The 26,861-nt window shown below is 68.2% G+C and carries 1 protein-coding gene; it reads left to right on the top strand.

Translation table 11 applies throughout. The annotated features are described in order from the left end of the window. The first annotated feature begins 50 nt into the window (after positions 1-50). Positions 51-26,861 carry a non-ribosomal peptide synthase/polyketide synthase gene (locus ACH49N_RS32080; RefSeq protein WP_358276671.1) on the top strand — a complete coding sequence of 8,937 codons (26,811 nt, stop codon included), beginning with the start codon at positions 51-53 and terminating at the stop codon, positions 26,859-26,861.

Below are 26,861 nucleotides of genomic sequence, written 5' to 3'. Positions count from 1 at the left end.
ACGCGCTGGGTCTGCGCATCCACAGTTTTGATACCTGCTGGGGGAACGAGATGACGAGTTTGACTTCGCCGCAGCCGAACGAGCGCGCCGCCGAGGGGAACGTGCCCGACGGGGCGTTCCCACTGTCCTCGGTGCAGAGGAGCATGTGGTTCGCGCAACAGCTGAGCCCCACGGTTCCCAAGTTCATCGCCCAGTACGTCGAACTGCGGGGCCACATCGACCTGGACCTGCTGAGTGAGGCCGCCGTTCGCGCCGCCCACGAATTCCAGTCGCCGTTCCTGCGGTTGCTCGATGTCGACGGGGAGCCGTATCAGATGGTGGATCCCACCATCGACCCGTCGATCGGGTTCCGCGACTTCCGCGGTGAGGCCGACCCGATGGCCACCGCGAAGGCGTGGATGGATGAGGACTGCGCGACTCCGCTGCGCCTGACCCGCGATCGGCTCGTCGAGATGACGGTGCTGCAGATCGGCGAACAGCACTACTTGTGGTACACGAGGATTCACCACGTCGCGCTCGACGGCTACAGCGGCATGACCATGGCCAATCGTGTTGCGGCACTCTACACATCCCTCGTCGAGGGCACCGAGCCCGAACCGAATCGGGCGCTCGATCTGCGCGAACTCTACGACCTCGATCAGAAGTACCGCTCCTCCAGCAGGTTCGAGAACGACCGCAAGTACTGGGCCGAGCGAATCGTCGGCATCGAGCACGGCAGCACCCTGGCAACCCACGACGCACCGGCCGCGGCGCAGAGCCGGCTCGAGAGCGCCACGCTGTCCGAGGCGGCCCTCGACTTCCTCGACGTCTCGGATCAGCGGGTGGGTGCGACTTCGGCGGCCGTGATGGTCGCCGGGTTCGCCTGCTATCTGTCGCGGATGACGGGTCGACGGGACGTCCTGATCAACCTGCCGGTGTCGGCCCGCACCACGGCCCCCCTCCAGCGGTCCGGCGGGATGCTCGTCAACGTCGCGCCGCTGCGTATCACCGTTCGTCCCGAGGACACTGTGGCGGAGCTCGTGCAGCGTGTGCAGTTGGAACTGATGGGTGCACTGCGCCATCAGCGGTGCAGCCTCGAGGACATCCGCCGCGACGCGGGATTGTCCGGGACCGCCGAGGGTTTGGCAGGTCCGATGGTCAACGTGATGCTGTTCCACCAGACGTTCACCCTGGGCTCGGTGGTGGGGGAGTATCACATCGTCACCTCGGGTCCGGTGGACGATTTGCTGGTCAACATTTATCAGGGCGGTGATGGGGAGACCCTCCTCGACTTCCGCGCCAACCCCAACCGGTACGGGCCCGAGGAACTGCGGGCGCATCATCGCAGGTTCGCCGAGTTGATCGAGGAGTTCATCACCGCTGATCCGCAGACTCGGACGGCTGCCATCCACGCCGAGAGTGCCCGGTTGGCGGCGCGGGTTCTGGAACGGCAGTCCCAGTTCGAGTTCTGGTCGCGCGAGTTGGCCGCGCTGCCCGAGGTGACCGCACTTCCGCTCGATCGGCCGCGACCGGCGGAGCGGGACGGTGCCGGCGAGGTGGTCGACTTCGACGTCGATGCCGAGGTGCAGCGGCGGGTGCACGAACTGGCACGCGACGCCGGCACCGGACCCTTCGTCGCCGTGCATGCGGCACTCGCGATACTTCTGGGACGACTCGGGGATACCGACGACGTCGTGATCGGGACGCCGATCGTCGGGCGGGATCCGATCGACTCCGACGACCCGGAGAGCGGCACGTTCTTCAACAAGGCCGTCCTCCGCTCGCAGGTGGACGGAGCGTCGTCCTTCTCCGATCACCTCGCGCGGATCCGGGACGCCGACCGCGCTGCCTTCGCGCATGCGGCGTTGCCGTTCGACGACCTGGTTGCCCGGCTCGTCACCGACCCGGACCCGTCACACGCACCGCTGTTCCAGGTGATGCTCGAGTTCACCGACGGCGGTCACCCGCACGACACAGCTGGGGACGTGCGCATCGATCCCATCGAGCGCGAACACCGGCCGCTGGGTCTCGATCTCGTCTTCTCACTTACCGAATCGGAATCGGGCGGCATCGACGGCCGGGTGTTGTGCGCAACGGACGTGTGGGATCGCAGCAGCGCCGAGGCGCTGGCGGGGCGTTTCGTGCGCATCTTGCGGGCGGTGACGACCGACCCGGCGGCGCCGATCGGGGACGTCGCCCTGCTCGAGCCCGCCGAATACGCGGAGTTGAGTCCCGTTCGCGGGGACGCCCCCGTGGAGCCGCGAACCCTGCCTGCGTTGCTGCGGCACGCGGTGGAGACGGGAGGCGACGGTGCGGCGCTGGTCTTCGAAGGCCGCACCCTGACCTATCCGGAACTCGACGAGCAGTCCGACCGCCTCGCGCGGATGCTGATCCGCCGCGGTGCGGGGCCCGGCACGGTCGTGGCGCTGGCGATTGCGCGATCGATCGAATCGGTGCTGGCCACCTGGGCGGTCGCGAAGTCCGGCGCCGCCTTCGTGCCGGTCGATCCGCACTATCCGCCCGACCGCATCGAGCACATGCTGACCGATTCCGGCGCCCTCGTCGGACTCACCGTCACCGCACATCGCGACGCCCTACCGCAGACCGCACCGTGGCTGATGATGGACGACCCCGTGTTCGGGCAGGCACTGGCCGCCCAGTCGCCCGGCGCCGTCACCGACGCGGACCGTCTCCGGCCGCTGCGGTTATCCGACCCGGCCTATCTCATCTACACCTCCGGTTCCACCGGCATCCCCAAGGGTGTCGTCGTCACCCATGTCGGGCTGGCCAACTTTGCTGCCGACCAACGCGCACGGTTCGGTGTCACGCCGGAGTCCCGCACCCTGCACTTCTCGTCGCCGAGTTTCGACGCCTCCATTCTCGAACTTCTCCTCGCGGTCGGTGGTGGGGCGACCATGGTGGTGGCCCCCTCCACGGTGTACGGCGGCAGCGAACTCGCGGACCTGCTCCGGCGGGAGCAGGTGACGCATGCCTTCGTCACCCCGGCGGCGCTGGCGTCGGTCGACCCCGACGGTCTCGACTCGATCCGGTGTGTCGTCACCGGCGGCGAGAGTTGTCCTCCCGCCCTGGTGGAGCAGTGGGCGCCGGGCCGGGTGATGTTCAACGCGTACGGGCCGACCGAGGCGACGGTGGTGGCCAGTGTCGCCGGACCGCTGGTCGTGGGGGAGCCTGTCACCATTGGCCGGCCGTCGCGCGGTGTCGACCTACTGGTGCTCGACGCACGCCTGCACCCCGTCCCCAAGGGGGTGCCGGGCGAGTTGTACATCACCGGTGACGGTGTGGCACGGGGGTACCACAACCGGCCGATCCCGACGGCCGAACGATTTGTCGCCGACCCGCACGGGGCCCCGGGACAGCGGATGTACCGCACCGGCGACCTGGCGCGGTGGAACCTGCGCGGCGAGCTGGAATACCTGGGCCGCACCGACTTCCAGGTGAAGATCCGCGGATTCCGCATCGAACTCGGTGAGATAGACGCCGTCGTACGCTCGCATCCCGCCGTCGCATTCGCGACCACGGTCGGGCGCACCGCACCCTCCGGAGACACGGTGCTGGTGACGTATGTGCTGCCCGAGGTCGGCGCCGAACTCGTCATCGAGAACGTCCTCGAACACGCGGCGGCCGTGCTGCCGGCGCACATGGTGCCCGCACGCATCATGGTGCTCGCCGAGGTCCCGCTGACCCCGGCCGGCAAGCTCGACCGGAAGGCGCTGCCGGAACCGCACTTCGAGGCCACCTCCACGGTGTACCGGGCGCCGGGAACTCACACGGAGATGCGGGTCGCGGAGGTGTTCGCGGACCTGCTGGGCGTCGAACGTGTCGGCGTCGACGACAGCTTCTTCGACCTGGGCGGTGATTCACTGGTCGCCACCCGGGTGGTCTCCCGGGTCAACACGGCGCTCGGCACGGACATCGGGGTGCTGGACCTGTTCGAGGCGCCGAGCGTGGCGCTGCTCAGTGCCCGCATCGACGCCCTCGGGCCCCGCACGTCGGCACGCCCGCCGCTGGCGCCGCGCACCACCGCCGGCCCGGTGCCGGTGTCGCTGGCGCAGCAGCGGATGTGGTTCATCAACCAGCTCGACACCGCGTCCCCGGCCTACAACATTCCGGTGGCCATCCGGTTGCGCGGCACCCTCGACGTGGAGGCGTTGCGCGCCGCGGTGCGTGACGTCCTCGAACGGCACGAGTCGCTGCGGACCGTCTTCCCCAATACCCCGAACGGGCCGTTGCAGGTGGTGCTGCCGGTTGCGGACGTCAGTCCGGACCTCGACGCGGTCGAGGTAGCTCCCGACGAGCTCGACATCCATCTGCTCGCGGAGGCGGCGACCGGGTTCGATGTGACCGTGCAGCCGCCGATCCGCGCCAAGCTGTACCGGACGGCGACCGAGGATCATGCGCTGGTCTTCGTGGTCCACCACATCGCGGCCGACGGACTGTCGATGACGCCGCTGACGCGGGACGTCATGGTGGCCTACCACGCCCGCGCCGCCGGTGAGGTTCCGCAGTGGGCGCCGCTCGAGGTGCAGTACGCCGATTTCTCCGTGTGGCAGCGGGAGCTGCTCGGTTCCGCCGACGATCCCATCAGCGTGCTGTCCCGGCAGCTGTCGTTCTGGGCCCGCACCCTCGACGGCGCACCGGAGGTGCTGGACCTGCCCACCGACCGGCCGCGCCCGGCACGGCAGTCGATGGTTGGCGGCACGACGGATTTCACCATCCCGGCACGTCTGCACGCCGCGCTGCTCGACATCGCCGGCGCCCACGACGCCAGCCTGTTCATGGTGGTGCACACCGCCCTCGCGGTGCTGCTGTCCCGGTCGAGCGGATCGTCCGATGTATCCATCGGCTCCCCGGTGTCGGGTCGCGGCGAGCGGCAACTCGACGACGTCGTCGGCATGTTCGTCAACACCGTGGTTCTGCGCACCGAGGTCGATCCGGAGAGCAGCTTCCCCGAGATCCTCACCCGTACCCGGGCCGCCGACCTCGCGGCCTTCAGTAATACCGACCTGCCGTACGAGCTGCTGGTCGACGAGCTGAAACCGACACGCTCCGAAGCCCATTCGCCGCTGTTCCAGGTGATGCTCGTGCTCCAGGGCTTCGCGGACACCCGGCTCGAGCTTTCCGGGCTCGAGGTGGAAGTCCAGGGGCTCGAGACCGGTGCCGCCAAATTCGACCTACAGGTGATCCTCACCGAGCACATCGAGAGTTCCGGCGCTCCCGGCCCGATCGACGCCCAATTCTCCTACGCCGCAGAGCTGTTCGAGCCATCCACGATGGACGCCCTCGCGGAACGGTTCGTCACGCTGCTCGACACCGTCACTACCCACGCCGAGGCGAAGGTCGGCGACATCGAGTTGAGCGGGCCCGACGAGAACCGCCGGATCCTGCAGGAGTGGAACGACACCACCACCGTCGTACCGTCCTCGGCCACCCTGGTCAGCCTCTTCGAGGCCCAGGTGCGGCGCACGCCGGACGCGGTGGCAGTGGTGTTCGGTGAAGACGAATTGCTGTACGCGGAGTTCGATGCTCGCGCCAACCGGCTCGCCCGCGAACTCCTCGCCCGCGGCGTCGGGCCGGAATCCCGGGTGGCCGTGTCGTTGCGGCGTTCGCTCGAGTTGATGATCGCCATCTATGCGGTCGAGAAGACGGGGGCCGCCTACGTTCCCCTCGATCCCGACCATCCGGCCTCGCGTATCGCCTACGTTCTCGACAATGCCGCCCCGACGTGTGTCCTCACCTCGTCCCGTGATCGCTCCGAAGGGCTGATGAGCGAAGCCGGGAACTCCGCGATCGAGATCGACACCCTCAACCTGGCGGCCCGGGCGAGCACACCGATCACCGACGCCGAGCGGGGCGGAGTCATCCATCCCGATTCGACGGCCTACGTGATCTACACCTCCGGTTCCACCGGTAGGCCCAAGGGCGTTGCAGTCAGCCACCGGGCCATCGCGAATCGGTTGCTGTGGATGCAGGACACCTATCACCTGGACCACACGGACGTGGTGCTGCAGAAGACACCCGTCACGTTCGACGTGTCGGTGTGGGAACTGTTCTGGCCGCTCGAGGTCGGGGCCCGGCTGGTGCTCGCGGCGCCGGACGGTCACCGCGACCCCACGTATCTGTCACACGTGATCGCCGACCATCAGGTCACGACCATGCACTTCGTGCCGTCGATGCTCGCCGTGTTCACCGCCGGCGCCGAGCTCGACCTGTGCGGTTCGCTGCGCCAGGTGTTCTGCAGCGGTGAGGCACTCCCGCCTGCCACGGCCGACGCCTTCCGGGACTTCGGATCGGCGGCGCTGCACAACCTGTACGGCCCGACGGAAGCCGCCGTCGACGTCACCTACTGGGAATGCACCGAGGCCGACCGGGTGTCGGTGCCGATCGGTGCCCCGGTGTGGAACACCCAGCTCTACGTCCTCGACGCCCGCCTGCATCCGGTGCCGGTCGGCGTACACGGTGAGCTGTACCTGGCCGGTGTCCAATTGGCCCGCGGATATGTCGGGCGTCCCGACCTCACCTCCGACCGCTTCGTGGCCAACCCGTTCGGCGAGCCCGGTCAGCGCATGTACCGCACCGGCGACATCGTCCGGTGGCGTGCCGACGGCAACGTCGAGTACATCGGCCGGCGCGACTTCCAGGTGAAACTGCGCGGCCAGCGGATCGAGCTCGGCGAGGTGGAGGCCGCGCTGCTGGCGCATCCGTCGGTGGCGCAGGCCGTGGTGACCGTGCATCGCAGCGAGGCAACGGGGGAGAGCCTGGTCGGCTACGTGATCCCGGTGGCCGGCGTGGAGATCGACACCGCCGACATTCGCGACACCGCGGCCGAGTCGCTGCCTGCGTACATGGTGCCCACCCGCATCATGGTGCTCGACCGGTTCCCCCTCGGCGCCACCGGCAAGTTGGATCGCGGTGCCTTACCCGAGCCGGAATTCCTGAGTCCGTCAACCGAATTCGTGACTCCGCGCAATCCGATCGAGGAGATCCTCGCCTCGATTTTCGCGGACCTGCTCGGAGCACCGCGGATCGGTGTGTACGACAGCTTCTTCGACCTCGGCGGCAACTCCCTGGTGGCCACACGGTTGGTGGCGCGGGTCAATGCGGCACTGGGCAGCCGCATCGGTGTCCGGGAAATCTTCGACGCCCCGAGCGTCGCGACCCTGGCCACGCGGATCGAGTCCGAGGCCGTCCACAACGCCGAGCGTCCACCGCTGGTCGCCGGCGATCGGCCGGAGCGGGTGCCGGTGTCGCTGGCGCAGAAGCGCATGTGGTTCATCAACCAGTTCGACATCGATTCGCCCGCCTACAACATCGCTCTCGCGGTGCGACTGACCGGTGACCTCGACGACGACGCCATGCAGGACGCCGTCGCCGACGTCCTGGAACGGCACGAGTCGCTGCGCACCCGCTTCCCGATGGTCGACGGCGAGCCCGTCCAGGTCGTCCTCGACACCGAGGACGTGGTGCCGGATCTCACCCCCGTCGGAACATCGGAAGACGACCTGCCGCAACACATTGCGCGTCTGGCCGGCGCCGGATTCGATGTGACGGTCGCGGTGCCGGTGCGCGCGGCCCTGTTCTGCACCGCACCCGAGGACCACGTGCTGGTCATCGTCGTGCATCACATCAGCGCGGACGGCTTCTCGATGGCGCCCCTCGCCCGGGACGTGATGACCGCGTATGCCGCCCGCACCGGTGGCCAGGCACCCGACTGGGCGCCACTGACCGTGCAGTACGCCGACTTCGCGCTCTGGCAGCACCGGGTGCTCGGCAGCGCCGACGATCCGGACAGTCTGCTCGCCGCCCAGCTCGACTACTGGACCCGAACCCTCGCCGGACTCCCGGAGTTGCTGGCGCTGCCCACGGACCGTCCACGGCCGACCCAGCAGTCCTTCCGCGGTGGTGTTCACTCGTTCAGCATCGACCCCCAGGTGCACAGCCGGTTGATCACTACAGCGCGAGAACACAATTCGAGTGTCTTCATGGCAGTGCACGCGGCCCTCGCCGTCCTGCTCGCCCGGCTCGGTGACACCGATGACGTCGCGGTGGGAACGCCGATCGCCGGTCGCGGTGACGCTGCCCTCGACGACATGGTGGGCATGTTCGTCAACACCCTCGTGCTACGCACCCCGGTGAAGCCGGGTTGCTCCTTCTCCGAACTCCTGGCCAAGGTCCGCGACACCGACCTCAGCGCCTTCCATCACTCGGACCTCCCGTTCGAGCGGCTGGTGGACGCCATCTCGCCGGAACGCGCCACGTCGCATTCACCGCTGTTCCAGGTGGTACTCGAGTTCCGCAACAACGAGCGGCCACGTCTCGAGCTGCCCGGGCTGACCGTCACCGGGCTCGACCTCGCCACCGACATCTCCAATTTCGATCTCCAGCTGACCCTCACGGAGGAATTCGGGGTGTCGGGGGAGCCGGCCGGCATCTCGGCCGCTTTCACGTACGCGGCGAGTCTGTTCGACGCGTCGACGATCGCCGGTTTCGCCGATTACCTGCAAAGGATCTTCGACGCCGCCACGGCGGATCCGGAGCGCGCCGTCGGGGACATCGAGCTGATGGTGGCCTCCGAGCGCGCCGCGCTCACCCCGGTGATGGACGCACCCGACACCGAGCTGCGCACACTTCCCGAACTGCTCGCGGCGGCTGCAGCGACGGATCCAGAGGCGGCCGCACTGATCTACCAGGGTCGGGAGGTGTCGTACCGGGATCTCGATCAGCGATCGAACCGGCTGGCCCGGCTACTGATCGGGCGCGGCGTGGGCCCCGAATCGGTGGTGGCGCTGGCGATGGGCCGGTCCGTCGAATCGGTTCTGTCCCTGTGGGCTGTGGCAAAGACCGGCGCCGCGTTCGTGCCGGTGGACCCGGATTACCCGACCGACCGGATCGTGCACATGCTGACCGACTCCGGTGCACAGCTGGCCCTGACGGTGACCGAGTTCCGGTCGGATCTACCCGAATGCGTCGACTACCTGGTCGTGGACGCACCCGAGCTCGGTGACGACCTGGCCGAACAGTCGTCTGCCGCCGTCATCGATGCCGACCGCCCGCTGCCCGTCGCCTTGGAGAACACCGCGTATCTGATCTACACGTCAGGATCGACCGGCATGCCCAAGGGCGTCGCCGTCACCCACCGGGGCCTGGCGAATTTCGCGACGGACGAACGCACCCGATTCGGCATTACCGCGACCTCGCGCACCCTGCACTTCTCCTCTCCGAGCTTCGACGCCTCGATCCTCGAGCTGCTGCTCGCCGTCGGATCCGGAGCGACGATGGTCATTGCACCCTCGATTGTCATCGGCGGTACCGAACTCGCCGATGTGCTTCGTGAGGGCCGGGTCACCCACGCGTTCATCACCCCTGCTGCGATGGCGTCGGTGGAACCCGTGGGTCTCGATCACCTCGAATGTGTCGTGACCGGTGGTGACGTGTGCCCGCCGGAGCTGGTGGCGCAGTGGGTCACCGCAGGAAGGCGGATGTTCAACGCTTACGGGCCTACCGAAGCGACTGTGGTGTCGAGCGTGACCGGTCCGATGGTGCCCGGCGAACCCGTCACCATCGGCAGGCCGCCGCTGGGTACGGGCGAAATGGTGCTCGATTCGCGGCTGCACCCGGTGCCGAACGGGGTGACCGGCGAGTTGTACGTCACCGGCTCGGGACTCGCGCGGGGCTACCGGAACCGGGCCGGCACGACGGCCGAGCGGTTCGTCGCCAACCCGTACGGCGGACTGGGTGCCCGGATGTACCGGACCGGTGACCTGGCGCGGTGGAACCGCGACGGACAACTGGAGTACCTGGGCCGCAGCGACTTCCAGGTGAAGATCCGCGGCTTCCGCATCGAGCTCGGCGAGATCGAGACGGCCCTCGCCCGCTACCCGGGCGTGGCCCATTCGGTGGTGTCGGCGCACAAGGGCAGCACCGGGGTGAACAGGCTCGTCGGCTACGTCGTGCCGACCAACGGCGCCGAGCTCGAGCCGGAGGCCGTCCTCACCTTCGTCGGCAGCTTCCTTGCGCCCTACATGGTGCCGTCCGCGTTGATCGTTCTCGACGCGCTGCCGCTGACCCCGGCGGGCAAGCTGGATCGGCGGGCACTGCCTGAGCCGGACTTCGGCGCCCGCGTGTCGTCGGGGCGCGCACCGGTCTCGGAGATGGAATCGGTGCTGGCCGACCTGTTCGCCGAAGTCCTCGGACTGGAGTCGGTGGGCGTGGACGATTCCTTCTTCGCACTCGGCGGCGACAGCATCATGTCGATCCAATTGGTGGCCCGCGCCAAGTCGGCGGGTGTGGTGCTCACCCCGCGGGACGTGTTCGAGGCCAAGACGGTGGCCGGGCTGGCGGCGGTGGCGTCGTGGGTGGGCGACTCCGACGTGGTGGTGCTCGAAGAGCTGCCCGGTGGCGGCGTCGGTGCCATGCCGACCACCCCCATCACGGCGTGGCTCCTCGAGCGCGGTGGCGAGTTCAACCGCATGTCGCAGTCGATGTTGCTGACCGCGCCCCCGAATCTGCGTGCGATCGAACCGTTGATCGAGACTTTCCAGGCTGTCCTCGACCGGCACGACATGTTGCGGGCGCAGCTGATCGTCGGGCCCGACGAGTCGCATCTCGAGGCGTGCCCGGTCGGCTCGGTGGCCGCGCGCAACATTCTGCGTCGGGTGCCCGTGTCCGCAGCTCCCGGCACCTCCGAGTTCGCCGGCGCCGTCATAGCGGAACTCGATGCGGCACTGGACCGTCTCGACCCGGCGTCGGGTTCGATGCTGCAGGTGGTCTGGTTGGATGCCGGTGACGCCGGCGGCCGGTTGCTCGTGGTCGCACACCACCTGGTGGTCGACGGGGTGTCGTGGCGGATTCTGGTGCCCGATCTCGCGACGGCGTGGGCGCAGGTCTCGGCGGGTCAGGAGCCGATCCTCGAGCCGGTCGGCACGTCGATGCGGCGCTGGGCGCACGGACTGGTAGATCAGGCGGGTGAGCGGGCCGTCGAACTCGACCTCTGGCAGCGGATCCTCGACTGCGAGGACCCGCTGATCGGTAGCCGACCACTCGATCCGAACATCGATGTGAACGCCACCGTAGGCAGGATCACCGTCGAGCTGCCGGCCGAGGTCAGCGAGGCGATTCTCACGGCCGTGCCGGACGCGATCCACGGCAGCGTCAACGACGGGCTGCTCACCGCCCTCGCGATGGCCGTCACACAGTGGCGCAGGTCGCGGCTCGTCACCGGTGCCCATGGGCGGCCCGTCGACGGGACGCTCGTCAGCCTCGAAGGCCACGGGCGAGAAGACCAGGTGGTCCCCGGTGCCGACCTCGGCCGCACCGTCGGCTGGTTCACGGCGATGTTCCCGGTGCGACTGGACCTCTCGGGCATCGACCTCGAGGAGGCTTTCGATGGTGGCCGGGCCGCCGGCTCGGCGATCAAGGCGATCAAGGAGCAACTGCTCGCCATCCCCGACCACGGCATGGGTTACGGCATGCTGCGGTACCTGAACCCCGACACCGCACCCGTGCTCGCGGATCGCTCGCTGCCTCAGATCAGCTTCAACTACCTGGGCCGGTTCGCCGCCGACCTCTCCGAGGCCGCGACCCGCGCCGGGTGGGCGCCGACCGGTGAAGTCGACATGGACCGCGCCCAGGACCTCGACACACCCGTCACCTCCGCCATCGACATCAACGCAGTCACCACCGAGGTCGAGGACCGTCCGCAGCTGCGAGCGACGTGGGCCTACGCGGCGGGTGTGCTCGACGTGACCGAGGTGCGGGAACTCGCGGAACTGTGGGTGCAGGCGCTGACCGCGCTCACCACCTACGCGTCCCGCCCCGACGCCGGCGGAATCACCCCGTCGGACCTGGACCTGGTGTCCCTCGACCAGGACACGATCGACCGCGTCGAGGACCGCTTCCCGGCGCTGTCCGACATCTGGTCGCTGTCGCCGTTGCAGTCCGGTCTGCTGTTCCACGCACTCCTGGCCGAGGAGTCGATCGATTCGTACACCGTGCAGATGACCATCGAGCTTCGCGGTGCGGATTCGGCGCGGCTGCGGTTGGCGGGGCAGGCCCTGCTCGACCGGCACGCGAATCTGCGGGCATCGTTCGTCTACGACGAAGGCGGCACCCCGATCCAGGCGATTTCCCGGCAGGTGGAGCTGCCGTGGACGGAGATCGACCTGTCCGGCCTCGACGCCGACGCTCGTGCAGCCGAGATGGACCGCATCGCCGACGCCGACCGGCGACGTGGCTTCGACATGTCCACCCCGCCGCTCATCCGGTTCACGCTCATGCAGGTGGGCGGGGACGAACAACATTTGATGGTCACCAACCACCACATCCTCCTCGACGGCTGGTCCATGCCGTTGCTGATTCGCGACCTGCTGACGCTGTACGCCACCGCGGGCGACACCGCCGCACTGCCCCGGGTGAACCCCTACCGTGACTACCTCGCCTGGATGTCGCATCGCAGCACCGAGGAGTCGCTCGGCGTGTGGGCGCGCGCCCTTGACGGTCTGGAAGGACCCACCCTGCTCGCACCGGCTGACGCGGCCGCCCAGAGCACCGACGAATCGAGTGAACTGATCGTCGAACTCGACGACGACGACACCGAACTCCTCAGCGCGCTCGCCCGGGAGCGGGGCATCACGCTGAGCACCCTGATTCGCACGGCATGGGGAATTGTGTTGGGCAGCTTGACCGATCGCACCGATGTCGTCTTCGGTGGCACCGTGTCGGGCCGGCCCCCGCAGATCCCCGGAATCGAGTCGATGATCGGCTTGTTCATCAACACGCTGCCGGTTCGCGTCGTGCTCGACCCGTCGGAGACGCTGGGGGAGTTGCTCGAGCGCATCCAGAGCGAGCAGGCGGCGCTGCTCGATCACCACTATCTGGGGCTCACCGACATTCAGGGCGTGGGCGGCGACGGCGCCGTTTTCGACACCCTGACGGTGTTCGAATCGTATCCGGTGGACCGGGCGGGCCTCACCGAGAGCACCGACATCGCCGGCATGAACGTTCTCGACGTGCACGACCGCGCCAATGCCGCGCACTATCCGCTGGCGGTGATCGCCTCCGCGCACGAACGCCTGCAACTGAAACTCGAGTACGTTCCCACCTTGTTCGACGGTGACGCCGTCGCCCGCATCGGTGACCGAGTGGTCCGGGCCCTGATGGCACTCGCCGAGCGGCCGAATCTGCGGTTGGCACAGTTGCGGCTGCTCACCGAGGCCGAGGAGACCGCGCTGGTTCCTGTCCGGGGACTGCCGGGCCGTTCCGTGCGGACACTGCCCGCGATGTTCGCGGAGACCGCCGCGGCGGCCGGCGACGCCACCGCGGTCGTGGCCTCACACCGCCGGTTGACCTACCGGGAACTCGACGAACGGTCCAACCGCTTCGCGCGACTGCTCCTCCGCCGCGGTGTCGGACCGGAAGATTTCGTCGCCCTGGGGATTTCGCGCTCCCTCGAATCCATCGTCGCAGTGTGGGCGATCGCCAAGACGGGTGCAGCGTTCGTGCCGGTCGATCCGAGCTACCCGCGTGAGCGAGTCGAACACATGCTCGGCGATTCGGGCTGCAGGTTCGGTGTGTGCGTGAGTGCCGACCGCGGCCGGTTGCCGGCCGCCACGACCACGTGGCTGATGCTCGACGACCCCGAAATGGTCACTGCCGCAGCCGAAATGTCGTCCGATCCGGTCACCGACGACGACCGTGTCGTGCCACTGCGATTCGCGCACCCGGCGTACATGATTTACACCTCGGGTTCCACCGGCACCCCCAAGGGGGTCATCGTCAGCCACCGTGGCCTCGACAACTTCGCCGAAGAACAGCGCGCCCGGTACGGGACCGACTCCACGTCGAGGACGATGCACTTCTCGTCCCCGAGCTTCGACGCGTCGGTCCTCGACTATCTGATGACGTTCGCGGTCGGCGCGACGATGGTGATCGTGCCGACATCCGTCTACGGCGGTGACGAACTGACCGAATTGATCCGATCTGAGGGCATCACCCACGGATTCATCACCCCGGCGGCGCTGGCGTCGGTGGACCCGGAAGGCCTCGACGGCTTCCGTACCGTGGTGGTCGGTGGCGAGGCCGTCCCGCCGGAGCTGGTAACGCGTTGGGCGCCGGGCCGAAAGATGTTCAACGCCTACGGCCCCACCGAGTCCACCATCGTCGCCAACCTCAGTGATCCCCTGGAGGCCGGCGAGCCGGTGACGATCGGCGGACCGATCCGCGGCACCGCGGAAGTCATTCTCGACGCCTGGCTGCAGCCGGTCCCCGTCGGTGTCGCCGGGGAGCTGTACATCAGCGGTGAAGGACTTGCCCGCGGCTACCATGCGCGGGCGGGTCTCACCAGCGAACGGTTCGTCGCGAATCCGTTCGGTGAGCCGGGCGAGCGCATGTACCGTACCGGTGACCTCGCGCGCTGGCGTCCGGATCGGACAGCGGAATACCTCGGCCGCAGCGACTTCCAGGTCAAGGTTCGTGGTTTCCGCATCGAACTCGGTGACATCGACAGTGCCCTCGCCGGGCATCCCTCGGTGGCGTTCGCCGTCACTCTCGGGCGCCCGGGGCCGACGGGCGACACCGCACTCGTGTCGTATGTGCTGCCCGAGGCCGACACAACGCTCGAGCCGCCGGAGCTGAAGCAGTGGGCGGCGGAACTGCTGCCCGCCCACATGGTTCCGTCGAGCATCATGATTCTCGACGAGATCCCGTTGACCCCGGTGGGCAAGCTCGACCGGGCGGCTCTACCGGAACCACAATTCCTGCCGACGACGGACGAGTTCCGCCCGCCGTCGACGGTGCTCGAGCACACCATCGCCGACGTGATCACCACCGTCCTCGGGCTCGAGCGGGTCGGCATCGACGACAACTTCTTCGACATCGGTGGTAACTCGCTCATCGCCACCCGCGTGGCCGCCCGGCTCACCGCCGAGTTGGACACCCAGATCGGAGTGCGGACCCTGTTCGAGGCGCCGACGATCCACGCCCTCGCCCGCATGATCGAATCGACCGCGTTCGCCCCCGCCGGGGACGGCGACCACGCCAGGGTTCCGCTCGAGCCGAGGCAGCGACCGGAGCACGTGCCGGTGTCGCTCGCGCAGAAGCGCATGTGGTTCCTCAACCAGTTCGACACCTCGTCCGCCGCGTACAACATTCCGCTCGCCGTTCGGCTGACCGGACGGCTGGACGTGGAGTCGCTGCGCGCGGCCGTCACCGACGTCTTCGTCCGGCACGAATCGCTGCGCACCGTGTTCCCCTCCCACGATGGGGAACCGACGCAGGTGGTGCTCTCGCCCGGACAGTGGACACCGAATCTCGAGATTGCCGACGTGGCGGACAGCGAACTCCACGAGCACATCGCCGCGCTCGCGACGGCAGGGTTCGACGTGACCGCCGACGTGCCGATTCGTTCGGCACTGTTCGCTCTCGCGCCGGACGAGCACGTGCTCGTCATCGTGGTGCACCACATCTGTGCCGACGGCTTCTCACTCACTCCGCTCGCCAGGGACGTGATGGCGGCCTACGCGGCCCGCATCGCGGGTAGCGCACCGCAGTGGAGCCCCCTGTCGGTGCAGTACGCCGACTACACGCTGTGGCAGCTCGAACAACTCGGCAGCGAAAGTGATTCCGGGTCCCTCATCTCCCAGCAACTGCGGTACTGGACAGAGCAGCTCGCGGACCTGCCCGAGATCCTGCAGCTGCCCACAGACCGCGCCCGGCCGGTTCAGCAGTCGTTCCGCGGCGCCCAGGTCGACTTCACGATTCCGGCCGAGCTGCACCGCTCGCTGTCCGCGCTGGCGCGCAAACACAACTCGACCATGTTCATGGCCGTGCACGCGGCCCTGTCCGTGTTGTTGTCGGCGTTGTCGTCCACCGAGGACATCGCGGTGGGGACACCGATCGCCGGTCGCGGTGAGGCGGCACTCGACGAGATGGTCGGCATGTTCGTCAACACCCTCGTCCTTCGGGCCGCCGTCGACCCCGCCGGGGGCTTCGGCGAACTGATCGATCAGGTGCGGGCCACCGACCTCGCGGCATTCCACCATTCGGACGTGCCGTTCGAGCGGTTGGTCGACGTGCTGGCACCGGAACGGTCCACCGCGCATTCCCCGCTGTTCCAGGTGCTGCTCGAATTCCGCAACAACGAGACCCCGCGACTCGAGCTTCCGGAATTGACCGCTACAGCAGTCGATTTCGATCTCAAGGTGGCCAAGTTCGACCTGCAGCTCAGCGTCGAGGAACGCTTCGACGAGGAGGGGACCGCAGCCGGAATCACCGCGGCGTTCGTCTACGCCACCGACCTGTTCGAGGCCGGAACAGTGCGCACCATCGCCGACCGGTTCCTGCGGGTCCTCGGTGCGGTGACCGCCGATCCGCACGCCCCCGTCGGTGACATCGAACTCACCGACGCCGCCGAACGGGCCGCGATGGCGACCGAGTGGAACACCGTCGGCGTCGATGCCGGTCACGACACACTGGCGGACCGCTTCGCGCAGACCGTCGCCCGGTTCCCCCAGGCCACCGCGGTCACCTCCGAAGACGTGGCGTACACGTACCGTGAGCTCGACGACCGCTCGAACCGGTTGGCGAGGCTGCTCATCTCGCGTGGAGTCGGCCCGGAAACCCTGGTCGCGGTAGCACTTCCACGTACCTGCGATCTGATCGTCGCGTTGCTCGCGGTGATCAAGTCGGGCGGTGGATATCTTCCGGTCGACATCACCTATCCCGCAGACCGGCTGGCGTTCGTCTTCGAGGACGCCGCACCGAACTGTGTGATCACCACCGTCGGCGACGCCTCGGCGCTTCCGGAATCCGGGACGCCCGTCATCCTCCTCGACGACATCGAGACCGACGCCGATCTCGGCCGGCTGTCCCCGGCGGCGATCACGGACGACGATCGGGTCAATCCCCTCGATGCGTCGTCGGTGGCCTACGTGATCTACACCTCCGGGTCGACGGGCCGCCCGAAGGGTGTGGTCGTCTCGCACCGCAACGTGCTCACCCTCTTCGCGAACACCCAGCCGCTGTACGGATTCGACGAGAACGACGTCTGGACGATGTTCCACTCGTATGCCTTCGACTTCTCCGTGTGGGAGTTGTGGGGACCGCTGCTCTACGGCGGACGACTGGTGGTCGTCGACTACTACACCGCCCGGTCACCGGAAATGTTCCACGAACTGCTCCGCAACGAGCAGGTGACGGTGCTCAACCAGACGCCGACCGCGTTCTACCAACTGGCCGAGACCGACCGGATCGTCTCGGAGATCGACGTGACCGCAGCGGCACTGGCGTTGCGGTACGTGATCTTCGGCGGCGAGGCCCTCGACCTCGGTCAGCTGGGACGCTGGTATGCCCGGCACGACGACTCCGCGCCGACCCTGGTCAACATGTACGGCATCACCGAGACCACGGTCCACGTCAGCTACCTGCGGCTCGACCGTGCGTTCGCCGAGTCCGCCTCGGCCAGTGTGATCGGACGCGCCATCGCCGGGCTGCGTGTGCACGTGCTCGACCGGCGCCTGCATCCCGTACCGCCGGGCACCATCGGCGAAATGTATGTGTCCGGCGAGCAGGTCACCCGGGGCTACCTCGGCCGTGCGGCGCTCAGCTCCACCCGGTTCGTCGCCGACCCGCTCGGGTCCGGCACACGGATGTACCGGACCGGCGACCTGGCGCGCTGGAACGCCGGCGGTCAACTCGAGTATTTGGGCCGCAGTGACTTCCAGGTCAAGATCCGCGGTTTCCGCATCGAACTCGGTGAGATCGAGTCGGCGTTGCTCCGCTACCGCGGGATCGCGCAGGCCGTCGTCCTGACCCGCGACGACGGCCACGGGGGCAACCGGCTGATCGGATATGTGGTGCCCGAGTCCGGGTCCACCGTGGAGGTGTCCTCGGCGCTGGAATTCCTCGGCACCCAGCTCACGTCCTACATGGTTCCCGCGACCCTCGTCGTCCTCGACGCCCTGCCGCTCACCGGCAACGGCAAGCTCGACCGCCGCGCGCTGCCCGAACCGGACTTCGGCGCCCGGGTGTCCGCGAGCCGGGCACCCACCACCGAAATGGAAACGGTGCTGGCCACGCTGTTCGCCGAGGTTCTCGGACTGGAGTCGGTGGGTGTGGAGGATTCGTTCTTCGCGCTCGGCGGTGACAGCATCATGTCGATCCAGTTGGTGGCCCGCGCCAAGGCTGCGGGTGTGGTGCTCACCCCGAGGGACGTGTTCGAGGCCAAGACGGTGGCCACCCTCGCCGAGGTGGCGTCCTGGGCCGGGGCTGCCGACGTGGTCGTCCTCGAGGAGTTGCCAGGTGGCGGTGTGGGCGACATGCCGATCACCCCCATCACGTCGTGGCTGCTCGAACGCGGCGGCGACTTCCGCCGCTACACCCAGACGGCGCTGCTCGCCCTGCCCCCGGCAACCGACCGCACGATGCTCGAGCGCACGATCCAGGTGGTCGTCGATCACCACGACATGCTGCGTGCCCAGCTGGCCGGGCCCGCACCACGGTGGCGTATCGAGGTGTGCGGGCCCGGGTCCGTCGACGTCCGCGAGTTCCTCCACCGCGTCGAGGTGCCCGCGGTGACCGGTTCCACCTTCGCCGAGATCGCCACCCGCGAACTCGACGAGGCCGCGGGACGACTGGACCCGGTGGCCGGTGTCATGTTGCAGCTGGTGTGGTTCGACGCCGGTGACGGTGGCGGCCGGTTGCTGGTGGTCGCTCATCACCTCGTGGTCGACGGGGTGTCGTGGCGGATCCTCGTCCCCGACCTGGCCACCGTGTGGGCGCAGCTCTCCGCGGGCCAGGAACCGGTCCTCGAGCCGGTCGGTACGTCGATGCGCCGGTGGTCCCACGGTCTCGCCGGCGCTGCCGTGGACCGCGCAGGGGAACTCGACCTGTGGCGCGAGGTGCTCAGCGGTGACGACCCGCTGATCGGGTCACGGCCACTCGACCCGGACGTCGACGTGGCGGGCACCGTGGAGAAGCTGACCGTCGAAGTGCCCACCGACGTGACCGACGCACTTCTCACGAAGGTGCCCGAGGCCTATCACGGCGGAGTCAACGACGGACTGCTCGCGGGACTGGCGCTGGCACTGGCGCGGTGGCGTGCCCGGTCGGCGCGGCGCACCCACGGTGAAAGCTGCGCCCAGTCACTGGTCAATCTCGAAGGCCACGGTCGTGAAGACCAGGTGCTGCCGGGCGCGGACCTCGGCCGCACCGTCGGCTGGTTCACCGCGATGTTCCCGGTTCGCCTGGACCTGTCGGGCATCGACCTCGACGAGGCCTTCGACGGCGGCCGGGCCGCCGGCTCGGTGATCAAGGCGATCAAGGAGCAACTGCTCGCCATCCCCGACCACGGCATCGGCTACGGCATGCTGCGGTATCTGAACCCGGACACTGCAGAAGAACTGCGCGCGCTGCGCCAACCTCAGGTCACGTTCAACTACCTCGGACGGCTGGGCGGGGCAACGTCGACCGATACCCACGGACATCCGTGGGTCCCGGTCAGCGACACCAAGCTCGACGACGTTCCCGCCTCCGACATCCCGGTCGCCTCGGTGCTCGACATCAACGCCGTCACCGACGCCGCCGCCGACGGAAACCGGTTGCGCGCGACATGGGCGTTCCCGGCCGGTGTCCTGACCGAGGCGGAGGTACGCGAACTCGCCGAACTCTGGGTACAGGCACTCACCGCGTTGACTGTCCATGTGTCGCGGCCCGGTTCGGGCGGTGTGACGCCGTCCGATCTCGATCTCGTCAGCCTCGACCAGACCGCGATCGACCGGCTCGAGGACCGCTTCCCGGCACTCGCGGACATCTGGTCGCTGTCACCTCTGCAGTCGGGGCTGCTGTTCCACGCGCAGTTCTCCGACGCCGCCGTGGACCCCTACATGGTGCAGCTGACCCTCGAACTGCGCGGTCAGGTCGATGCCGACCGGATCCGCCGCGCCGGCCAGGCACTGCTCGATCGGCATCCCAACCTGCGGGCCGCGTTCGTCCACGACAGCGCGGGGGCCTCCGCCCAGATCATCCAGAACGGTGTCGTCCTGCCGTGGTCCGAGTTCGACCTCTCGGATCTGGAACCGGCCGAGACCGAGCGGGAATACGACCGGATCCTGGAGCGAGACCGGGCGGTCAAGTTCGACATGTCGCAGGCACCGCTGCTGCGGCTCGCGCTGATCCGGCTCACGGAACAGGACTACCGGCTGGTCCTGACCAATCACCACATCCTGCTCGACGGCTGGTCGACGCCACTGGTCATCCGTGACCTGCTCACCCTGTACGCCACCGACGCCGACGGCAGCCTGCTGCCCCGGGTGCACTCGTACCGCGACTACCTGTCGTGGATGCGACGTCACGACATCACCGAGTCACTCGCGGCGTGGCGCGCCGCTCTCGACGGAGTGGACGAACCGACGCTGCTCGCGCCGATGGACCGGGCCGAAGCGCATTCGGCGATGGCCGAGGAAACCGCCTTCACCCTGTCGGAGGAACAGACCACCCGCCTGCGTGAGCTGAGCCGTGAGCGCGGACTGACCCTCAACACGGTCGTGCAGACGGCGTGGGGCATCGTGCTCGGTGGACTGATCGGACGCACCGATGTGGTGTTCGGCGGAACCGTGTCGGGCCGGCCGCCGGAGATCCCCGGCATCGAATCGATGGTGGGTCTGTTCATCAACACCCTGCCGGTCCGGGTGGCGCTGAACCCCCGGGAACCGTTGGGAGAGCTGCTCACCCGCGTCCAGAGCGAGCAGGCGGCACTGCTCGATCACCATTACGTGGGGCTCACCGACATCCAGTCGGTGGCCGGGCTCGGGGCGGGCTTCGACACGCTGACCGTGTTCGAGTCGTATCCGGTGGACAAAGACGGGCTGACCGAGCACACCGATATCGCGGGCATGTTCGTCACCGGAATCGGGGGCAAGGACTCGGCGCACTATCCGCTTGCCGTGGTTGCGTCCGGTGACGAGCGACTGAACCTGAAATTCGAGTACCTGCCGGAGGTGTTCGAGGAGCGCGCGATCGACGAGATCGCGGATCGCCTGCAGCGAGTACTCGCCGCCATCGCCGATCGGCCCGAGATCCCCCTGGCGCACATGCAGTTGCTCACCGAGTCCGAACTCGCCGAGTTCGCTCCGGTGCGGGGGCGCCCCGGTTTCTCGGTCCGGACCCTCCCGCAGATCTTCGAGGACGCTGCCGCGCTCGATCCGAACCGCACGGCGCTCACCTTCGAGGGCCGGAACGTGTCCTACCGCGAACTGAACGAGCGTTCGAACCAGTTGGCGCGGGTTCTGATCGCGCGCGGCGCGGGCCCGGAGGCGTTCGTGGCGCTGGGAATTCCCCGGTCCATCGAGTCCGTTCTCGCTGTCTGGGCGGTGGCCAAGACGGGCGCAGCCTTCGTCCCGGTCGACCCCAACTACCCGATCGACCGCATCGAGCACATGCTCACCGATTCCGGTGCCACCATCGGCCTCACCACGACGGCCTACGAGGAGGACCTCCCCGACACGGTGCCGTGGCTGCTGCTCGACTCCCCGAAGTTCGAGAAGGCGTGCCAGGCGAAACCGGCTCTGCCCGTGGCAGATTCGGATCGGAAGTCGCCGATCAGTCTCGACAACGCTGCCTACATCGTGTACACGTCGGGTTCGACGGGTAAACCGAAGGGCGTCGTGGTCACGCACGAGGGACTCGACAACTTCGCCGAGGATCAGCGTCAGCGATTCGGGGCCACCCAGACCTCGCGCACGCTGCACTTCTCCACTCCGAGCTTCGACGGGTCGATCTTCGAGTACCTGCAGGCCTTCGGCGTCGGCGCAACCATGGTGATCGCCCCACCGACCGTCTACGGCGGTGCCGAGCTGGCCGAACTGATCCGTGCCGAACACGTCACGCACGCCTTCGTGACCACGGCTGCTCTGGCCACGGTCGATCCCACGGATCTCGACGAGTTCCAGCACGTGACCGTCGGTGGGGAAGCATGCCCGCCGGAACTGGTGACGCGGTGGGCCCCCGGCCACAACCTGTTCAACGGGTACGGCCCCACGGAGACCACCGTGATGGCCAACATCAGCGACCCGTTGGCGGTGGGCGAGCCGATCACGATCGGCGGACCCATCCGCGGTGTCGAGGAGCTGGTCCTCGACGCCCGGCTCCAGCCCGTCGCGGTGGGTGTGCCCGGCGAGCTGTACATCACCGGCGCCGGCCTGGCGCGGGGCTACCACCAGCGGCCCGCGCTCAGTAGCCATCGCTTCCTCGCCAACCCGTACGGTGAGCCGGGGGAGCGGATGTACCGCACCGGCGACATCGTCCGCTGGCGTGCCGACCACTCGGTCGAGTACGTGGGGCGCAGCGACTTCCAGGTCAAGATCCGCGGCTTCCGCATCGAACTCGGCGAGATCGACGCCGAGATCGCCACCTTCCCGGGCGTCAGTTTCTCGGCCACGCTCGGCGTGCCGGGGCCGTCCGGGGACACCGTTCTGGTCACCTACCTGCTGCCTCTGACGGAAGGCGGGGTCGACCCGGCCGCGTTGACGGCGCACCTGTCCACACGGCTTCCCGCGCACATGGTGCCGTCGAGCATCATGTTCCTCGACGAGATCCCGCTGACACCGGTGGGCAAACTGGATCGTTCGGCGCTGCCGGCGCCGGAGCTCAACGTCCACACCAAGGAGTTCCGCGCGCCGTCCACCGATCTCGAGCGGACGATCGCGGACATCTTCGCCGACGTCCTCGGACTCGAGCGGATCGGCGTCGACGACAACTTCTTCGACCTCGGTGGCAACTCCCTCGTCGCGACCCGCGTCACCGCCCGGCTCCGTGATGCGCTCGACACCGACATCGGAGTTCGGGCACTGTTCGAAGCGCCCGACGTGCGATCGCTCGCCGAGCGAATCGGCGAGGGTTCCGTTCCCGGCGGGGGTGCCCGCCCACCGCTCGCCCCGGCCGAGCGACCCGAGCTGATTCCGCTGTCCCTGGCGCAGAAGCGGATGTGGTTCCTCAACCAGTTCGATCCGTCGTCGCCCGCCTACAACATTCCGCTCGCGGTGCGGCTCACCGGACGGCTCGACGAAAAGGCGCTGCGGCTGGCCATGTCGGACGTGCTCGAGCGGCACGAGACGCTGCGCACGGTGTTCCCGACCGTCGGCAACGAACCGACCCAGCGGATACTTCCGGCGGAACTGGTCCGGCCGGAATTCACGACCGCCACGGTGACCGCGGAGGAGCTCCCGGCGCGCATGCGGGACCTGGTGTCCCGCGGATTCGACGTCAGCACCGACCTACCCGTGCGCGCCGCCCTCTTCCGGACCGAGCCCGACCATCACGTCCTCACGATCGTGGTTCATCACATCTGTGCGGACGGGTTCTCCCTCGCCCCGTTGGCGAGGGACGTCATGGTCGCGTACGGCGCGCGGCTCGACGGAGACGGTCCGCACTGGGCGCCGCTGCAGGTGCAGTACGCCGACTACACCCTGTGGCAGCACGCCGTGCTCGGGTCGGAGGACGACCCGGCGTCGCTGATCAACCGTCAGCTCCGCTTCTGGTCGCAGACTCTCGCCGGACTGCCGGACGTCATCCAGTTGCCGACCGACCGGCCACGCCCGATTCAGCAGAGTGTCGAAGGCGATCGGGTGGAGTTCGCAATCGACGCCGACCTGCACCGGCGGTTGACAGCGCTCGCCCGGGAGAACAACGTCACCATGTTCATGGCGGTCCATGCCGCCCTCGTGGTACTCCTGGCTCGCCTGGGCAGCACCGATGACGTCGTCATCGGGACACCGGTCGCCGGCCGCGGGGAAACCGCTCTCGACGACATGGTCGGCATGTTCGTCAACACGCTTGTCCTGCGGAGTCGCATCGATCCCGCGACGACGTTCACCGAGCTGGTCCGTCAGATCCGCGAAAGCGATCTCGCCGCGTTCGCGCACTCGGACCTGCCATTCGAACGGTTGGTGGAGGAGTTGAACCCGAGGAGGTCCACGTCCTACTCACCGCTGTTCCAGGTGGCTCTCGAGTTCCAGAACAATGAGCGCGCGTCGCTCGAGCTGCCGGACCTGCGGGTCGAGGGCGTGGATCTCGAGACGAGGGTGGTCAAGGAAGACCTCGAGGTCATCCTCGCCGAGCAGTTCGATTCGACCGGTGCACCCGCCGGGATCAGCGGTGGCCTCGACTTCGCGGTGTCGCTCTTCGACGAGGAAACCGCCCGCAGGATCGCCGACCGGTTCGTCCGCGTCCTCGCTGCCGCCACCGCCGACCCGGAGCAGTCCATCAGCACCCTGCCCATCCTCGACGAGGCGGAGCAGGAGGAGTTGGCACCCGCCCGCGGCAAGCCGGAGGTCCGACCCGAGCTGTGGCCCGACATCCTCGCCGCCGCGGCGGCCGTCGCCCCCGAGGCGACAGCCCTCACCTTCGAGGACCGTCACGTCAGCTACCGCGAACTCGACGAATGGTCCAACCGACTGGCCCGGGTCCTGAGGGCTCACGGTGTGGGCCCGGAAACGTTCGTCGCACTGGGCATGCCGCGCTCCATCGAAGAGGTGGTGTCGATCTGGTCGGTGGCCAAGTCCGGCGCGGCGTTCGTGCCCGTCGATCCGACGTATCCCCGTGATCGCATCGAATACATGCTCACCGACTGCCGGGCATCGGTCGGTATCACCGTTGCCGAGCGTCGGGACAATCTGCCGGAATCCGTCCCGTGGCTGGTGCTCGACGACGAGGAATTCGCGGAGCAGGTGGCAGTGGTGTCCTCCGAGCCGATCACCGACGCCGACCGGACGCGGCCCCTCCACCTCGGGCATCCCGCGTACCTGATCTACACCTCGGGTTCGACGGGCAAGCCCAAGGGCGTCATCGTCACCCATCGGGGCATTGCCAACCTCACCGCGGAAGAGCACGAGCGTTTCCTGGTCACCCTCGACTCGACGGTGTCGCACCTGGCGTCGCCGAGCTTCGACGCCTCGGTGTTCGAGCTGATGATGGCGTTCGGCGCCTCGGCTCGGCTGCTGATCATCCCCCCGACCATCTTCGGCGGCGACGAACTCGCGGAACTGCTGCGCAGGGAACAGGTGACTCACGCGTTCATCACCCCGACCGCGCTGTCCTCGATGGAGGATCGCGACCTCGACACGCTGCGGATGCTGGCCGTGGCCGGCGAGGCGTGCCCGCCCGAGTTGGTCGAGGTCTGGGGCCGCCACCGCCGCATGCACAACGGGTACGGTCCGACGGAAACGAGCATCCAGGCCAGTGTCAGCGCCCCGATGCGACCCGGTGGGGTGGTGAACATCGGTGCTCCCGCCATCGGCTTCGAGTACCTGGTACTGGACGAGCGGCTTCAACCCGTTCCGGCGGGCGTCCCCGGTGAGCTGTACATCGCCGGGCCCGGATTGGCGCGGGGGTACCACAAGCGCGCGGCCCTCACCTCGGAACGGTTCCTGGCCTGCCCGTTCGGCGAGCCCGGACGGCGCATGTACCGGACCGGTGACGTGGTGCGGTGGCGCGGGGATCACACTGTCGAGTACATCGGGCGCACCGACTTCCAGGTGAAGGTGCGGGGCTTCCGCATCGAACTCGGTGAGATCGACGCGATTCTCGCCCGCCATCCGGCGGTGGCCTTCGCGGCCACGATCGGGCACACCGGGCCGTCCGGAGATACCCTGCTCGCGGCCTACGTGCGTGCCGTCGACGGCCACGACCTCGATCCCGCGGAACTGCGCACCTACGCGGCCGAGCGACTGCCCGCCCATATGGTTCCCTCGGCCGTGGTGGTGCTCGATCAGGTGCCGATGACCCCGGTGGGCAAGCTCGACCGCAAGGCGTTGCCGGCGCCGGAGTTCGGCACCACCGCGGCCGCATTCCGCGCACCCGACACCGAAACCGAACGCGTCGTCGTGGAGGCGTTCGCGGAGGTACTCGGAGTCGATCGGGTCGGGACGGCGGACAGCTTCTTCGACCTCGGCGGCAACTCGATCGTCGCCACCCGCGTCATCACCGTTCTCCAGGAACGCCTCGGCCGGCGGATCCCGCTGCAGTCGATGTTCCTCGATCCGACACCGGCGGGACTGGCGCGCCGGATCGAGACGGACGGCGGCGGCGAGTCGGCCGTCGACGAGGCGCTGCGTGTGGTGATTCCGCTGCGACCGACGGGGGAGACACCGCCACTGTTCTGCATCCATCCCGGGATCGGGCTCTCGTGGGGTTACGCCGGGTTGCTGCAACACCTGTCGCAGGACCGTCCCGTCTACGGCCTGCAGTTGCCGAGCATCAGTGGGGGACCGACCTTCGACTCGATCGAGGAGTTGGCCCACCATTACGTGCGCGAAATGCGGAGCATCCAAGGTTCCGGGCCGTACCACCTGCTCGGGTGGTCCCTCGGCGGCATCATCGCGCAGGCCATCGCGGTGGAGTTGCGGCGGGAGGGCGAATCCGTCGCCACCCTCGCCCTGATGGACAGTTACGTGCTCGGTGACGCCGACGCCACCCCGGACAGCCTCACCGTGTCCGAGTTGCTGCACGGTCTGGGGCTCGACCTGGAGTCCGAGGGCGAGGACGGAGATCTCACCTACGAGCGCGCCGTCGAACTGCTCGACGAGGCGTTCGGGCAGAAGACGGGGATCACCCCACAACACCTCGAGCGCATCAGCCTCGGGTTCACGAACTCGTCGAGACTGATGAACGGGTTCCGTCCGCAGCAGTTCGACGGGGATCTGCTGTTCTTCACGGCGGCGTCGTCACCTGCGGAGCACTCACCCGAGGAGTGGGCGCAGTGGGTGAGCGGACGAATCCGGGAAGTGAAGCTCGAGTGCGAGCACAACCAGATGATCGAGCCGGAGGTCCTTGCGGTCATCGGGCCGGTGCTCGAGGAGTATCTCGATCTGCCCTGA

The organism is Rhodococcus sp. NPDC019647, from assembly GCF_044389235.1.
In the GTDB taxonomy this organism is placed as follows: domain Bacteria; phylum Actinomycetota; class Actinomycetes; order Mycobacteriales; family Mycobacteriaceae; genus Rhodococcus_F; species Rhodococcus_F oxybenzonivorans.
Note: the sequence above shows the minus strand (reverse complement) of the source record. Positions and strands in the feature narration are given on the sequence as shown.

Coding starts and splice junctions, on each gene's coding strand:
- ACH49N_RS32080 (WP_358276671.1), top strand. CDS start 51: ATGACGAGTTTGACTTCGCCGCAGCCGAACGAGCGCGCCGCCGAGGGG.